Below are 15,778 nucleotides of genomic sequence, written 5' to 3' on the forward strand. Positions count from 1 at the left end.
AATCAATTAATTCAACTTTGCAAAATTATAATATTAACAGTTGTAAAAGAAAACTGCATTTCTTAGCACAAGTTCGCCATGAATCAGGAGAATTTGTTTATCAAGAAGAAATTGCTTCAGGTAGCGCTTATGAAGGAAGAGAAGATTTAGGAAATACAGAAAAAGGTGATGGTATAAAATTCAAAGGAAGAGGTTTAATACAAATAACAGGTAGAAAGAATTATACTAATTATGGTAGTTATAAAGGTGAAAATTTTACTACTACTCCAAACAATAAGAAATTAGGAGAATTACCATATTGTGTTGATTCAGCTGGTTGGTATTGGAGTAAAAATCTTTCTATCGATTTGAATGACTATGCTGATAAAGATGATATTATTTATATCACATATAGAATTAATGGTGGCTATAATGGGTATTTAGACGATAGAAAACCTAAATTAATTGAGATGATAAAATCAATCAATTGTGAAAAGACTAAATTTGAAAATTATGATTCATATTCTATTAAAAAAAGTAAATCATGGGATGCATACGACGCAGTTTATAAATACGCAAAATTAAATACATCTGAATCCAAAGAATCCTATAAAAGATTTTTAGAATTAACGGATGATTATCTTACATGGAATTCAATGAAAGGTAATGTAAATAAGAAAAAAAGAGAAAATATGGAAAACAAAAGAAAAATTGCCAATGAAAAAGTTAAGTAAAAAATTAGTGTTTAGTTCAATAATTTTAGTAATCTTCTTGTCTTTGACAAGTTTTAAAGATGAAAAACGAATTGAAAAAAATGGTTTACTATTATTTCTAAAACCATTAAGCAAGAAATTATAGGAACATATATTTTGAAATCTTGTGAAAATTCAAGATTTCAAATAAAAATTGAAAAAAATCAGGGATTTATTCATTTTTAATTTACGATAAAAATAAAATAATTTCAAAAGGAAAAGTAAAGAAACAAACAATTGAAGGTTCAACTTATTTGACATTTGGAAAAATAGAAGGACTATATGAAGACGATAAAATTCAAATACAGAATTATGGAAATTCTATGAACGAATATATTCATTTTACTCAGTGTCAAGAAAAATATTTATCTTTTGTAAAATCACAACAATGAAATTTCTAAAGCAAACTTTTAAAACAATAACATTAATTTCTTTTATATTTTTATCAAATTGTAAAAAGAACGAAACAAATAATAATGAAGCTATAATACCTACGGCCGATACAGTTTCAATATTACCATCAAAAATAGCTACTCAAAAAGATTCCATTGAAACACCAAATGAAAACAAAGAGTGTTTTAAAAAATCTGAATTAGAACTTCCGTACAATCAGAAAATTGATGTAAGAAAAATTAATTACGAAACCTGTGAATGTAAAATAGAAGGTATTGATGAATTACTATGTGACAGTCCAAATTTACGTTATATAGCACTTCCAAATTTTGAAAATAAAAAAGTTATATTAATACCTATGGATTGTGGAGACTTTAACTATAGATTCTACATGGCTACAATTTTTGAAAACAAACTTCTTGATAAGCTTTATGTCGAAGGAGAATGGTATGAACCCGGTGATGAAACTTATAAAGAATTGACCCATTTTTCAATTGATAAAAATTACAAAATCACCATAACTAAAAAAAATCTTGATAATGAGAAAATCACAGCAACAGAATTAACAAACTATAAAATTGATTCTAGCGGAATTTTTTTAAAATCAAAGTAGGAATTTATTTTTAATTCAAACATTTATTAACTAAATGCTAATGCAAAATCTGATTTTATTTATTGCGCTATTCACATTTTCGATAAGCTGTAAAAAAGGAGAGAATCTGAATGATGATTTAGATCAAAAAACACAAAGAGATTCAACAAAACTAGTTCATAAAAACCAAAACAATCAAAAGGTAGTTTCGGATTGTGGACAGCTCATCTATGACATTGTTTCATCAACCAATTTAATTAAAGATTATAAAAATTATTTTACAAGGATAGAAAGTAACGATGGTCAAAAAATTAAAATCCAAGTTTATGTTGAGAATGATATTTCTGAAGACCCTAAAAACAAACAAATAGTAGAAAGCACCATTGCTTGGCTTGAATTATATCCAAATGATAAAAAATTACAAAACATAACCTCAGATCCTGAAAATCCAACGGAAGTAAAATTCAATAATGTTTTTTTAAATGATGCTTTTTTTAAGAATTGTGAAATAGAACAAAGTAACAATAATCAGAACTCATCTAAATTAGCTCTTCTACCTTTTGATTACTCCGATTATTATAAGAAGTGTATTTTTGAACCTGAAGAAACTTATTGTAAAGAACATTTCCAAGTTGAAATGTTGAATACTAATAAAATTTTGACAAACATTTTATCTACAAATAAATATAAACTTCCCAGTAGCTATAGTTATTTGACAAAGATTGGAGAAATTCAGCCAACTGTTTTGTATTTTGACGAATCAGATGATTTATCAACCATTGATTTAATAACTATAAAAGATAATAAGATTATATCTAGTTTAAAAATATCTTCTAACGAAAACAATATGTTATTAGATTTCATTATCCAGAAAGATTATTCTATAGAACTATTTAAACATAAAAATTTACTGGAAAAAAGAATTCTATTTAAAAAATACAAAATTGATTCTAATGGAATAATAAATTCAAAATAAAATTTAAGTTAGTAAAAATAATTTTTACCACAGTTTTATTCCTTTTTCTATTTAGTTGTAAAGAAAACACACCAAACAATGAAAAAGATATAAATAAAAGTATTGTAAATGAAAGCATTACATCTAACAATTCTATCTTATCGAACGAAACAACCACAAATTCTAATAAATCTTTTACTATAGATTGTGATTCTGGTTGTGCTATGATATATAACGAGGCATATCTGATATAAAAGAAGGGAAATGTTGCCATTTCCCTTGCCTCACTTATATATAACCCAAAAAACAAGACAAGGATTTGTACAAAAAAAGGAAGAAATATTACAAAACAAAAATATGCAACAGTAAACGTAGAAATAAAAAACCAAAGGTTCTCCAGCTGAAGAAAAACCAAAAAGCAAGAAAGAGGAAAGTGGCTTATTAAACCCTATTTCCGAAACCTTAGGTGAAATATGGGATTGGGTAGAAACCCAAGGAACCGCCCTAAGAGACAAACCCCACACCATTGAAATCCCGGAGGGAAAAAGCCCCGCTATTGTGGGGAAAACGAAAGTGAAGCATCCGAAAAACAATACAGAAACTAATTGTATCTGTAAACAGTATGATTTAATATGGGGTAATAAAGTAAATTGTGATTTTAGGAAAAAAGTGGTTCAAATTTGCGCAGAATTATGGGGAGAAAGCAAAAAAATTGAAATGGCTAATGGGTTAATGGCGGTGATGTATGTAGGGACAAGAAAAACATTTAAAGCGAATCAACTTGAAGGTTACAATTCATTAATTCCAAAAGAGGATATGGAAATTAAGCATTTCAGAAAAGATGGTAAAAGAAAATCTTCGAGAGCAATTGGATTAATACAATTTACACAAGACGCCTTAGTTGCATTGGGAGAATATAAAAGCAATAAAAATTTATCTATTGAAGAACGTTTTGATGAACTAAATCGCGTTAAACTTAAATTCGCAAAAATGTCAGAATTAGTTCAACTTGATTGTGTGAAGAAATATTTTGAACTTGGAGATGCGTATAAAAATTTTAAAACCGCAGAAGATATATATTTACATGTTTTTGCTCCTAAAGGGGTAGGAAAAGGGGATGATTTTGTTCTTTATAGAGAGGGAACAGATGAATATGATTCAAACATAAGTATTGATACCGAAAACAATAATGATGGTAAAATACAAAGGAAAGAAATTTTAGGAAGGTACAAATCTAGTTTTAGCAAAGGTCAATCAAGCAAGGAAAACGATTTTTCTTGTAAACCAACTCCAACAGTTAAAACTGACTCTAAAGGCATTACAACCTATCATATTTTTAGAGAAGGAAGGATAGAAAAGCAAATACCAAAGCAAATAAAATCTGGTTATGAAAAAAAATATAGATACGTTTACCATGATGAGAACGGAACAGAACATGAAATCTGCATTTTTGATTTTATTACTGCTGGAGCTTGGGAAAAAGGGAAAAAAACTAAAACCAAAACTGGAGTATGGGAGAAAAGATTTGCCGAGGGTAAAACAAGATATTTCAAAAAAGGCAACGGAACAGTTGAACTACTAAAAATGAAATTACCTTTAAATTACACAAAAGGAAAGGTAAAAATTAAACTAGCTGACAATACTTCAAGAGAATATGTAAATCCTAAAGTTTTTGCATCCATTATTGGAGCGTTAGCTGAATGTGCATATGATGATGTACAAATGAATGGATTTACAACTTCAGATGGCACTGGAGCACCAAGTGTATCCCATATAAATGGTACAGCTGGAGACTTCAGGTATTTAAGAAAAGACAAAAAACTTATTGGCTTAGAAATAAATAATGACCCAACGAAATTAGATATAACAAGACAAGAAAAATTTATTGATGCATTAGTAAAGTTTGGTTATTCTACTTTCTTAAGTTATAATATAACCCTAAATGGCAAAAAATTCATTCTTAAAAAATGTACTCCATTAGAAGGTCATCACAATCATATACATTTAAATAAAGCAGGTTATAATCCTAAATATAAAGAAACAAAAGAATAATACTATGAAAAGTAAAAAAATAATTAGTGTAATTATACTAACAATGATATTTTCTTGCAAAGAAAATAATGAAGAAGTCAGTGCTGTAAAACTCAAAACAGATTCAATAAAGTCAATAAATACAGAAGTAAAAGAGAACCAAAAAAATCCAGTCATTAAAGATAAACTATTATATTCAAATAATAATATTGAAGTTTATCAAGAAAACACAACTAGAGGAGATGGAGTAATAGAGCTCTCTTTTGAAAGCGAATTGAAAATATATAATTTGGACAAAACTTTATTTGGTACTATTTTAAACCAAGATGATTTAGGATATGATTTTAAACTTCCAAGAAAAATTGTTGCTAGATATATAGTTCCTGATTTTGAACAATTTGAATTTGATGCAGAAAATCCTGATAAGACAGGCGAGTTTATAACAATTTTCATAAATAAAGAACCTAAAAGTATAAAGAAAGTAGATGTTGATTATGGTTTTATTTCATGGAATGAATATATTATGAAATCAAATTTTAAATATTTTGATGACAATTCAAATATTTTTAAAGTATTAAAAATAATTGATGCTAACACTGTATTGGCAAAAACAATAAACATTGAAGATTGTGGCGGTGAAAAAATCACTTCAAAAGATAAGATTGAAAAAGAGATAAAATGGAGAAATAATAAGATAATGAATGTTGAATTTTATAATTGTGATTAATATGAAGTTAATTTATTCAGATAGCATAATTGAATCTTATTCTGAAAATAAAATTAATGGTGACGGTGTAATTGATCTTTTTCTGAATGAAAATGAACCTCTAATAATTTATAATCTTGATGGTTCAGAATATGAAATATTCAAATTATTAGAAGACACTTATACAATGATGTATAATAGTGACAAAATAATAGCTAGGAGATTCGTGCCTAATCATGATTTTTTCTATACTCTATTTGATTGTAATCAATTTAATGAAGAAGATGAATTTATCTTTATTTATATAAATAACGAACAAAAAAAAATAAAACAGTGTGAATATGATTTTACTTTTCAACCTTGGTCAGAATTCATTTCAAATGAATATATAGGCATTTTACCTAATAATCCATTAATAGTAAAATCAGATAATAATTTTTATAAAAGTTCTGACTCCATAAACGAAGTCTTTAAAGTTGAAAAAATTGAAGGTGATACTATGTGGTTAAAGAGTACTTCTACAGGTTGCTGTGGCTCCAATAAAGAGCTGGAAGGATTTGTTAAATGGAAAGAAGGGAATAGACTATTAATCGACTTAAATATATTTGACTAATTATGAAATTATTTTTATTAAAATTTTTACTATTATTTTCTTTCTACTTTCAAGAGAATAATATATTAACCGGTAGATATGAAATTACTACAGAAGTTATTAGTAAAAAAAAGAATCTAAAACTTACTTATTATCTATCATTTCGATCTCAAAAAATGATTGTCAGTATAAAATCAAATGACGTTATCGATTATTGGTGTGAAGGAGTCTATGAATTAAAAAAGAAGGGTGAAATATTTCAAGGTATAGGACCTTGTTCTGATGAGAGCCACGACAATGATATCTTTATAAAAAAAGTCGAAAATAAGGTTTTTATAAAATCTAAAACATTCGTAAATAAAAATTGGTTAGAAATAAAAAAATTTGAAAGAAAGTAGTTTCATATAGCTTAATAATACGTTCCTTGACAAACTAAAAACTAAAAAGCAATAGGAGGAATATCTGAAATAAAGGCGGATAAAATGGTCACGTTTTATGTAAAACACTGGTATACAAAAACACCAAAGAAAGATAAGCATTTATTAAAATGGGATTTGTACCAAATAAAAAATGAGGAATACAAAAAACTAAAAACCTTCAAAGAAGGGAAACTACAATTTTCTGAAAAAGAAATAGGCGGCAAATACATTGTTGCAGGCTATTTATATGAGCCAGAACTTAACAATGCTAGTGCTATGAAAATTAACGTTGTTCCTACTGAAAAAATACAAATCTTAAGTGTAGAAGTTCTAGATGCTAACGGACAAAAAATAACAAAACCCCTAGCCTACGGACAAAAAATAAAAGTAAATGTTCGTACTACAGTATTACAAGGAGCTAAATTAAACATAGACCTTATGGGAAGACGACGCAAAAGGCAGCGGACACAATGCCTCTAACAAACTCATCGATACAAAGAAGGCAAAAGTAGATTTATATGGTAATGTTGTAGTAGACTTTATGCTAACCAAAGCCTTGATGAAGAAAGCCATGCAAGGTGAAACAGATATACGAGAACTAGAGTTTTATGTAACAGTAGAATATTACAAAAATAAAAAGCACACAACAGCAAACGTAGATATACAAAATCCATTACCTACAGAAAATACCCCCCCTTCTCAGTCTACGGGAATAAAAAAAGCCAAAGGTTCTCCAGCTGAAGAAAAACCAAAAAGCAAGAAAGAGGAAAGTGGCTTATTAAACCCTATTTCCGAAACCTTAGGCGAAATATGGGATTGGGTAGAAACCCAAGGAACTGCCCTAAGAGACAAACCCCACACCATTGAAATCCCGGAGGGAAAAAGCCCCACTATTGTGGGGAAAACGAAGGAAGTGAAAAAAGAGGAAAAGAAAACCACAGGTAAATGTCCTAATTGTGACAAGGACATAACCGTAGCTGAACTTAGACAAATTTTCGAGCATGCAGATTTAACAACTTTAACTAAAGTCGCTGCTACCTATAATAAATATATGAAAGAGCTTGGTATGAATACTTGTTGGAACAAAGCTCATTTCTTTGCCCAAGCACGTATAGAATCTGGAGCTAGTTTGCATGTAAGTGGTGGTGAAAACTTTAATTGGTATTGGGAAAGTTTAATTACCACTTTTAGTGCATTTCAGACAGCAGAAGGCAAAGAAAAAGCAAAACTATGGGGTAGAACGATTAAAGACAGAAGAGACCCAAAATGTGTAGATGTATCACAAGAAAATCAAAAGAAGATTGCAAATTACGCCTATTCACCACCAGCTGAAATAGCAAAAGAACTTGAAAACACACAACCTAATGACGGATGGAATTTTAGAGGTAAAGGATTATTGCAACTCACAGGTAGAAACGCATATACCTATGCTAACACCTATACCAAAAAAGAGGGTGCTAACATTATCATAAATCCAGATTTAGTGGTAAGCGATGTTTCAATAGCTGTTTTATCATCTATGGCATTTTGGAAATGGAAAAACCTTAATACTATATCAAATCTCACTAAAGATGTCATTAAAAAAATCTGTTCAAAAGTAGGAAAAAACACACCTATTAAAGATGAGAACAATCATAATTCTACTAATCATATTGAGAAAAAGAAGATGTTTGATAAAACAACATCAAAAGTGTTTAAGATTGATGAATGTAAATTAGGTGATGCAGAAAATGTGAGTAATGACAAAGGAACTGTTATCGTAATTTCAGGCAAAGGCAGTAAATATATATCCAATTGGGTTGTTTACAAAACAAGAGTATATCAAAATATGTCATTAGATACATATAAAAAACTTAACAATACTAACAAGCTTCCTAATCCTGAATATGTTACATACTTGTCTAGAGATGCTCATGGCGATAAAGCAAAGTATGGAAAACATTCTGAATTAAGATACGGTACTGCAAATGAAACACCTCCGGTGAATATTATCTTATTCCTGCCGTTTCAGGTCAGACATATAAAATGTATCTTAGTTCAGACGGTAAATCTCCATTTATTAATGGCATACACGGTAGTAGAGGGGTGTCGCAATTCATCAATATAGTCCAAAATTTGCTATAGGCTGTCTTACTACTGTTAGCGGAAATGATACTAGCTTAGTTAATAAATTATTTGATTTCCTTACAGATCTTCCTTTAAAAGATGATAGACCCGTCAGAATTATTTTAGAGGAAAGACAAGTAAAAGAAGAGATATGGTCAAATCCTAATGTTGGGACAAAAAAATGGACTGGAATTTTATAATTCAATATATCAATAAATTTTTCTATATGCAAATAATTAAATTTTTACCATTATTGATTATTCTAAATTCTTGCAATAATCAAACTAAAAAAGAAAATCAAATGGAAAGTAGTCAAAACAAAGAGAAAATAACTTCTCCTTATAATCAATTCAGCGAAGGAGAAATGCAAATAAATTATGATACTTTTATAAAAGACAATATTGACAAGATAACAACTGAGATTAATAATAAAGGATATAAAATTCCTGATAAAGAACTTTTTAATGAGAAAACAAAGTTTTTTTACAACATTGACATAGAAAATTATACTAATGTTATTGCGTTACAAAAAAGTCTCATTTCTGAAGTTATAATTCAAGATAAAAAAATAATTTATATAGAAGGAGAACAAGAAGAATTTGATGGTAATTTACTTTACAATTATAATAACTTTATAATTTACGATAATAAAATCTCCTTCGAATGGTTAAAAAATAACCGAAGTGATTTATTATCCACTTTGGTAAAAACATATGGATTTGACAAAAATGATGATGTTTTAAAGTTTGTTTTTAACAAGGTAGATTTTAAAAGTAAAAGTGATGTGGCTGATTTAATTTTTGATAATCAAAATCAAAAAAGATCTATACGCTCAAATATGTTAAAAAAAATTAGAGAAATAGTTTATAACGGAAAAATCGTAACAAGTTTTTCAGACTCATTTGAAGGTGATTTATATAGTACAATACCAGATTTAATAGAAAGAATAGATAATCAACCAACTTCATATGATAAAAAAGATTATATTATTGCATCATTGATGAATGAATGCACTTTATCAGGACAAACAGATTTTCTAGTAACCTATTTTACACAAAAGCCAGATTATTTAAAGTCTCTTAAAAGCCAGAATTTTTTTAATTTTAAAAAGCTTGAAGAATATGTAAATAATATTTATGATAGTGATGAATCATTGAAATTCATTATTTCTGATAAAGATGGTTACACAAACTTAAGAAAAGAGAAAAATAAAAATTCAGAAATTATTTCAAAGTTAAACAATGGTACCGAAGTATTCATTCTAGACAAAAGTGATAATGACTGGTGGCTTATTGAAACTTTGACAGAGGAAAAAGGTTATGTACACAAATCAAGAATTGTATCAAAATAAATAAGAGGCTGTCCTTTTTTGCACTGCCCCCAAAAAGTTAGATACTATTTGGGGGTATTTTTATGGAAAGAAAAGTCAAGTATGATTACGCATTCAAACTTCGCTGTGTAAAAGAAGTTTTAAAAAAACATCAAGCAATAACTATTGTAGCAAAAGAAAATAACATAGGGAAAACCAGTCTTAAAGATTGGATTAGTCGCTATCAAGAATTTGGCAATAAAGGTCTCTTGCCCCACTTATATATAACCCAAAAAACAAGACAAGGATTTGTACAAAAAAAGGAAGTAATATTACAAAATAAAAATACGCAACAGTAAACGTAGAAATAAAAAAGCCAAAGGTTCTCCAGCTGAAGAAAAACCAAAAAGCAAGAAAGAGGAAAGTGACTTATTAAACCCTATTTCCGAAACCTTAGGTGAAATATGGGATTGGGTAGAAACCCTAGGAACCGCCCTAAGAGACAAACCCCACACCATTGAAATCCCGGAGGGAAAAAGCCCCGCTATTGTGGGGAAAACGAAGAGTGAGAAGGCTTCCACTACAGGTACAAGCTGTGGTGAAAGATATTGCCTTAGAAAAGGAGATAAAAGTGAACTCATACGAGAAATTAATATTCGTTTAGCGGGTTTTGGTGGAAATGTCCCGACTGATGAATTTACAGACCGCACCGAAAAAATGATTAAACAGTTTCAACGGGATTATATGAAAGTTACTGAGACGGGTAAGGTTTGTGGTAATGTACTGAGGGCGATTGATGATTTTTCAATAAAATTTGATATTGGAACTACATTTTGGAATCAATTAAAATGTAGCTGTAAGACCAAAGGTCAGGAGACAACCTCTAAACTAAGAAAAATAAAAGAAAAAAATAAATGTAATGGTTTTGGAGATCATACTGGAAAAGGCACTTATAAAGACACACCTCATGTTGAAGCGAATCATAATTATGAATATCCGGTATACATAGAAGCTTACTATTTGGAATAAAGGCGTTAAAATTTTATTTTAGTAAACAAACAACTTACACTATTGATTTAATATCTTCAGGATATAGATGTCGTTTCAAAAATTATAACACAACAAATCATCAAGGAAAAGCAATTGATATTCAGTTTAGTAAAGATTCTGACCCAATCAGATATGAAAAAAAAGTAACTTACCAATATTAAGAGATATAAGAAATGAATTTTATATAAAATATTTGGGAGCTCAAAAAAATTGGCCAGACGATGATAAATTTTCTATAGAGCCAATTGATTTACTTTATGATAAAAAAGGGAATGTTAGATATGATCATACATTTAGCTGGATACATATTGATGTAAGAGAATTTAAAGCTATTTATTTTGAGAATAAATACTTTTGTAAAGATTCCAACGGACTAAATGGGAAAAATATAATGATTTTAGCTCAAGAGTTAGGTTTTAAAAACACATGTGACTGTTTTTCTTCATTCACAACAAATAAACCTCAAGTGAACAATTCAAATTGTACAATATATAAAGTATTTGAAAAAGAGCGATATGAATTTTACGATGAATTTGGGAGTACAGCCATAAATACAGTAAAAAATATTGGGAAGTCAAATAAATTTAAAGGCTTATATATGGTCGCTCAAAGACGTCAAGAAAATGGCTTTAATAAAGAAGTTCCAAACAACAATCCAATGTAGTGCGTGACTATCAAAAATGGCTGGAGTGCAAACTTAAATGCCAGTCATATTCATCAAAAATTGAAGAATTCAAAAAAGACATTGAATTATTAAATAAGTTAAAATAAAATATGAAAAAACTATTTATCCTAAGTTCATTTTTACTTCTTTTCATAAACTGCAAAAAGACGGAAAAGAAAAACCAAAGCAATATTAATAAAGTTTCCGTTTCAAATAATTGCAATTTAAATCAAGTACAAAATGAAATCTTAGGTTTAGATGAAATTGTAAAACAAAATCATTTTATTGATTCAATATCTAATCATAAAAAAGGCATATCCCTAATATCTGATAGTTTAATTGTAGAAAATAAAACATTTTATCAAATTAAAGCTGGTTATAATTCAGATGTTAGATTTGAAACATACTTTACTTTTAATGTTGAAAAAGGGAATTGCGAAAATATAAAAGTATTAGAACCTGTAGAAGGAAATATGATTTCATTATCTGAATGGAGAGAGTTAAATAAATCTGAAAACAACATTCAAAATAATACAATGAGTGCTTCGGAAATGGTAAATCTTCCTTTTGATTTTGAAGAAATGACTAAATTATGCGGGAACAATGAAAAAAAGTGCAAAGAAAAATATCCATTTTTGGAGGGTAATGAATTAGATAACATAAAAAGGTTGATTTCAGAAAATTCAGAAGATAGTCCTGATAAAATTTTTAAAATCAACAATGGAAATTTAGACTTTAAAAACTACATATATTGCATCTATGGTGATTCTGATTCACAAACATTAATATCTGTAAGAAATGACAAAATAATTTCAAGTGCATCTATTGGTTACGCTATGCCTGACAATGAGAGTTATCAATCTTTTATTTTTGAAAAAGATTTATCTATAATTATTTATGATATTAAATATAACACATTTACAAAAAAAATATTAGAAAAATATCAAGTAAAAAAAGATGGCACAATACTTAAGCTTAAATAAGATTATTTCTTAAAATCATTTTTCAATTGTTCTGCCTTTTTATAATCTTTAATTTTATTTACATATAAATCATATAATTTTTCAAACGTTATCTTAGAATGTCCTAATTGATACGCTTTTTTTAACCAAAACTCGGCTGATTTATAAGCATCAAACTGAACGGCAATGTATCCTTGTGCTAAATAACCGTCTACTGGGGAAAAAGAGATTAAGTCTTTAGCATATTCACTTGCTTTTTCTTGTCCTCCTCCTAAAAATTTAGGCAATTCACAGTATAGTATAATTAATGCCCAGTGAGCTCCTATATGTTTAGGTTCTATAGTTAACGTTTTTATAAAAGCTTCTTCTATTGTTCCTATCATAGTAAATGCTTTTAACTTATTGGAATTTTTGGCTTTCATGGCTAATGCACTTCCGTATTTAAACCAATTATCTGCTTTTTGGGGTTCTAACGTGACTAATTCTTCTCCATAACGTACCATGTAATCCCAATTTTGATAATAAAACGCTATTTCGCCTAATTTTGTAATTGCTTCTATATTTTTAGAATCTGTCTTAAGTATATTTTCAAAAAGGGATTTGGCTTGTAAATACTTTTTTTGTTTATATAATTCCAATGCTTGCTCTAACGGTTGTTGAGCATTCAATGAACAGCAAAAAAGAATAATAGTATTTGAAATATCTTCATTTATATACATTTTATTGATCATGAGTCGCCACATTAAATTACTTCTATTCATTAAGATAGGTAAACAATTATTTTAACTCCAATTAAGTGTTAGATCCAGATGAAGTAAACGGGCTAAGCAAATTTATAACAAATAAAAATGATTTTGAATCTAAAAAAGTATACTCTTTTTATTTTTAATCAAAATTCTGTATTGAACTCTAACGAATTGAATTGGCTTCGCCAATCTATTCAACTTTATTTTTCTTCAAAATAAAGTCTAATAGGGAATTTGAGTTGAAAATATAACAATATTGTAAATAAAAAAGTCGAACTTCAAGAAGTTCGACTTTTCTGGTTAGATAATTATTTTATCTAAATTTATTATTTTACTAATGTCATTTCATCCACAATATGTTTCGCTCCTGAGAAATTCTCGATTACCCATAAAACATAACGAATATCACAATTAATAGTTCTTTGTAATTTTTTATCAAAGATTACATCACCTGCCATAGCTTCAATATTACCGTCAAAAGCTAAACCGATTAACTCTCCTTTACCATTTAGTACTGGCGAACCTGAATTACCTCCTGTAATATCATTATCAGATAAGAAATTTACGTGTAAAGTTCCGTCTTTATCAGCATAACGACCGAATTCTTTATTTTTATCCATATCTAGAATACGAGTTGGTAAATCGAATTCAGCATCTCCTTTTTTATATTTTTTTACTTGTCCTGTTAAGGTCGTATAATTGTTAATAATGGCATCATTTCGTTTATCGGCTGGTAATGCACGTACTTTTCCATACGTTAAACGCAAAGTTGAATTAGCATCTGGATATTTTATCTCTCCAATTTGTGAATCACGTAATCCTTGTACTAATTTACGGAATGCCACACCAAAATCGTTTTGTGCTTTAGCAATAGCATCTGATTTAGACGCATAGTGTGTTAACATATCGTTTGACAACGTATATAATGGGTCGTTAGTCAATACTGATTCTGTTGGTAAATCTAGGAAAGCTTTGATTCTTTCTTTAGAAGTGAAGATACTTAATTCGAAAGCTGCATTTACATACTTAGCAAAATCACCGTTGTACTCTTTGCTAATTTTTTCTACAGCTGGAGCAATTGCATAACCAACCGATTTTGTTGCATATAATTTTAATTGAGCTGTTAAGATATCTTTTTCAGCAGGAATATGCACTTCTTTGTATAATTCCTCAGTCATTTCTAAAATAGCAGGAGCCATTCGAGCACGTTTAGTAGCATCTGCTTTTGCATAAGCTTCTAATTGTTTTCCAATAGATCTACCGATAGATGCAAAGTTAGACGTACGGAACATTTGCATCATATAGTTATCATGACGCGATTTTTCATTCGTCATTTTGTAGAAATTGTTGATAGTTTCAACAACATTCCCGTATTGCGCTTTGTTTTCAGCTTTGTTTGCCCAAGCATTGAATTTAGCTTCTTGAGCCGCTTTGGTTTTGGCAGTACCAAATTTAGTCAAAGCATCAATCATACCTTGACGGTTTTTCCAGTAGTTAGCAGTCGAAGCAAATTTAGAAGCATATACTAAATTCAAAGCATCGCTTTGGTTCATATATTTCTTCATATTATCCATACCTACCTTAGCTCCTTCAACCCAAGCTGGATAAGCAAATTTTACATTTTGTTCAATTCCTCCAGCTGGCATCCAACGATTTGTACGACCCGGGTATCCTAAAATCATTGCAAAATCACCTTCTTTAACACCACCTAAATTTACTGGTAAATAGTGTTTTGGTTTTAAAGGGATATTATTTTCAGCATATTCGGCTGGATTTCCGTTAGCATCTCCATATACGCGAAACATTGAAAAATCAGCTGTATGACGAGGCCACTCCCAGTTGTCTGTATCACCACCAAATTTACCTAAGCTTTCAGGAGGTGTACCTACTAAACGAACATCTTTATAATCCTGATAAACGAAATAGTAGTATTCATTTCCTTGAAAAAAAGGACGTACAGATACAACGTATTTTCCTCCTTCATTATTTTCTTTTTCAATTTTAGCAATTTCTATATTAATCGCTTTTTCACGTTCCATTTCCGTCATTTTATCATTTACAACGGATAAAACTCTTTTTGTACAGTCATCCATACGAACAAAAAAGCGGACAAATAAATTAGAAGGTTTTAATTCTTCTTTTTTAGATCTAGCCCAGAAACCATTTTTTAAGTAATTTTTTTCAGAAGAGGATAATTCAGCAATAGCATCATATCCACAATGGTGGTTTGTTAACACCAAACCTTCTTTAGAAATCATTTCTGCTGTACAACCTCCGTTAAACTGAACAATAGCATTTTTTAAGCTATTATTATTGATACTGTAAATTTCTTCAGAAGTTAACTGAAGTCCCATTTTTTGCATATCGCGGTGGTTTAAACGTTCTATAAACATTAAGAACCACATCCCTTCATCAGCTTTTACACTTGCTGGCACAAGCATAATTGCAGTAATTAGAGATAGAACTAATTTTTTCATAATATTAATTATAATCTTTTCGTTGCGAATATAAAGGATATTTTT

16 protein-coding genes are annotated in these 15,778 nt (G+C 29.1%); 14 read left to right on the plus strand and 2 right to left on the minus strand.

Translation table 11 applies throughout. The annotated features are described in order from the left end of the window. Positions 1-17 precede the first annotated feature (17 nt). From JJC05_RS04625 to JJC05_RS04690, 14 genes are all read left to right on the plus strand, one after another. The gene (locus tag JJC05_RS04625) at positions 18-713 is read left to right on the plus strand and encodes a glycoside hydrolase family 19 protein (protein WP_235878358.1); all 696 of its coding nucleotides are present in this window, start codon (positions 18-20) and stop codon (positions 711-713) included. Between the two features lie 406 nt (positions 714-1,119). Further along, entirely contained in the window at positions 1,120-1,737 is a 618-nt protein-coding gene (locus JJC05_RS04630; RefSeq protein WP_235878359.1) for a hypothetical protein, read from the plus strand. Between the two features lie 40 nt (positions 1,738-1,777). Continuing rightward, on the plus strand, positions 1,778-2,692 hold the full coding sequence (locus tag JJC05_RS04635; protein WP_235878361.1) for a hypothetical protein: 915 nt from the start codon (positions 1,778-1,780) through the stop codon (positions 2,690-2,692). 648 nt (positions 2,693-3,340) lie between these two features. Beyond that, entirely contained in the window at positions 3,341-4,723 is a 1,383-nt protein-coding gene (locus JJC05_RS04640) for a hypothetical protein (RefSeq protein WP_235878363.1), read from the plus strand. 4 nt (positions 4,724-4,727) lie between these two features. Then, entirely contained in the window at positions 4,728-5,429 is a 702-nt protein-coding gene (locus JJC05_RS04645) for a hypothetical protein (protein WP_127822863.1), read from the plus strand. Between the two features lies 1 nt (position 5,430). Next, complete coding sequence (locus JJC05_RS04650) at positions 5,431-6,021, plus strand: hypothetical protein (protein ID WP_127822862.1); 591 nt, start codon at positions 5,431-5,433, stop codon at positions 6,019-6,021. Between the two features lie 2 nt (positions 6,022-6,023). Beyond that, positions 6,024-6,398 (plus strand): hypothetical protein, encoded by a 375-nt coding sequence (locus JJC05_RS04655; RefSeq protein ID WP_235878365.1) that lies wholly within the window; start codon positions 6,024-6,026, stop codon positions 6,396-6,398. An 84-nt stretch (positions 6,399-6,482) separates the two neighbouring features. Next, entirely contained in the window at positions 6,483-6,899 is a 417-nt protein-coding gene (locus JJC05_RS04660; RefSeq protein ID WP_127822860.1) for a hypothetical protein, read from the plus strand. 61 nt (positions 6,900-6,960) lie between these two features. Then, the gene (locus JJC05_RS04665; protein WP_235878367.1) at positions 6,961-8,526 is read left to right on the plus strand and encodes a glycoside hydrolase family 19 protein; all 1,566 of its coding nucleotides are present in this window, start codon (positions 6,961-6,963) and stop codon (positions 8,524-8,526) included. Positions 8,527-8,751: 225 nt separating this feature from the next. Further along, positions 8,752-9,876 carry an SH3 domain-containing protein gene (locus JJC05_RS04670; protein WP_164849056.1) on the plus strand — a complete coding sequence of 375 codons (1,125 nt, stop codon included), beginning with the start codon at positions 8,752-8,754 and terminating at the stop codon, positions 9,874-9,876. Between the two features lie 62 nt (positions 9,877-9,938). After that, complete coding sequence (locus JJC05_RS04675) at positions 9,939-10,193, plus strand: transposase (protein WP_105195495.1); 255 nt, start codon at positions 9,939-9,941, stop codon at positions 10,191-10,193. A gap of 190 nt (positions 10,194-10,383) precedes the next feature. Continuing rightward, on the plus strand, positions 10,384-10,863 hold the full coding sequence (locus tag JJC05_RS04680; protein ID WP_235878368.1) for a peptidoglycan-binding domain-containing protein: 480 nt from the start codon (positions 10,384-10,386) through the stop codon (positions 10,861-10,863). Positions 10,864-11,077: 214 nt separating this feature from the next. Next, positions 11,078-11,548, plus strand: a complete 471-nt coding sequence (locus tag JJC05_RS04685) for a hypothetical protein (protein WP_235878370.1) — start codon at positions 11,078-11,080, stop codon at positions 11,546-11,548. A 110-nt stretch (positions 11,549-11,658) separates the two neighbouring features. Next, on the plus strand, positions 11,659-12,531 hold the full coding sequence (locus JJC05_RS04690) for a hypothetical protein (RefSeq protein ID WP_235878372.1): 873 nt from the start codon (positions 11,659-11,661) through the stop codon (positions 12,529-12,531). A 2-nt stretch (positions 12,532-12,533) separates the two neighbouring features. Here JJC05_RS04690 and JJC05_RS04695 read toward each other — a convergent pair whose 3' ends face one another. Further along, complete coding sequence (locus JJC05_RS04695; RefSeq protein WP_235878373.1) at positions 12,534-13,229, minus strand: tetratricopeptide repeat protein; 696 nt, start codon at positions 13,227-13,229, stop codon at positions 12,534-12,536. A gap of 353 nt (positions 13,230-13,582) precedes the next feature. Next, on the minus strand, positions 13,583-15,733 hold the full coding sequence (locus JJC05_RS04700) for a S46 family peptidase (RefSeq protein ID WP_088394802.1): 2,151 nt from the start codon (positions 15,731-15,733) through the stop codon (positions 13,583-13,585). Positions 15,734-15,778 lie beyond the last annotated feature (45 nt).

This window comes from Flavobacterium davisii (assembly GCF_019565505.1).
GTDB lineage: Bacteria > Bacteroidota > Bacteroidia > Flavobacteriales > Flavobacteriaceae > Flavobacterium > Flavobacterium davisii.

Bases quoted from the DNA above. Each gene is read 5' to 3' on its own strand.
- JJC05_RS04690 (WP_235878372.1), top strand. From the start codon at position 11,659: ATGAAAAAACTATTTATCCTAAGTTCATTTTTACTTCTTTTCATAAAC.
- JJC05_RS04655 (WP_235878365.1), top strand. From the start codon at position 6,024: ATGAAATTATTTTTATTAAAATTTTTACTATTATTTTCTTTCTACTTT.
- JJC05_RS04695 (WP_235878373.1), bottom strand. From the start codon at position 13,229: ATGTATATAAATGAAGATATTTCAAATACTATTATTCTTTTTTGCTGT.
- JJC05_RS04660 (WP_127822860.1), top strand. From the start codon at position 6,483: ATGGTCACGTTTTATGTAAAACACTGGTATACAAAAACACCAAAGAAA.
- JJC05_RS04630 (WP_235878359.1), top strand. From the start codon at position 1,120: ATGAAATTTCTAAAGCAAACTTTTAAAACAATAACATTAATTTCTTTT.
- JJC05_RS04665 (WP_235878367.1), top strand. From the start codon at position 6,961: ATGCTAACCAAAGCCTTGATGAAGAAAGCCATGCAAGGTGAAACAGAT.
- JJC05_RS04675 (WP_105195495.1), top strand. From the start codon at position 9,939: ATGGAAAGAAAAGTCAAGTATGATTACGCATTCAAACTTCGCTGTGTA.
- JJC05_RS04635 (WP_235878361.1), top strand. From the start codon at position 1,778: ATGCAAAATCTGATTTTATTTATTGCGCTATTCACATTTTCGATAAGC.
- JJC05_RS04670 (WP_164849056.1), top strand. From the start codon at position 8,752: ATGCAAATAATTAAATTTTTACCATTATTGATTATTCTAAATTCTTGC.
- JJC05_RS04645 (WP_127822863.1), top strand. From the start codon at position 4,728: ATGAAAAGTAAAAAAATAATTAGTGTAATTATACTAACAATGATATTT.
- JJC05_RS04650 (WP_127822862.1), top strand. From the start codon at position 5,431: ATGAAGTTAATTTATTCAGATAGCATAATTGAATCTTATTCTGAAAAT.
- JJC05_RS04700 (WP_088394802.1), bottom strand. From the start codon at position 15,733: ATGAAAAAATTAGTTCTATCTCTAATTACTGCAATTATGCTTGTGCCA.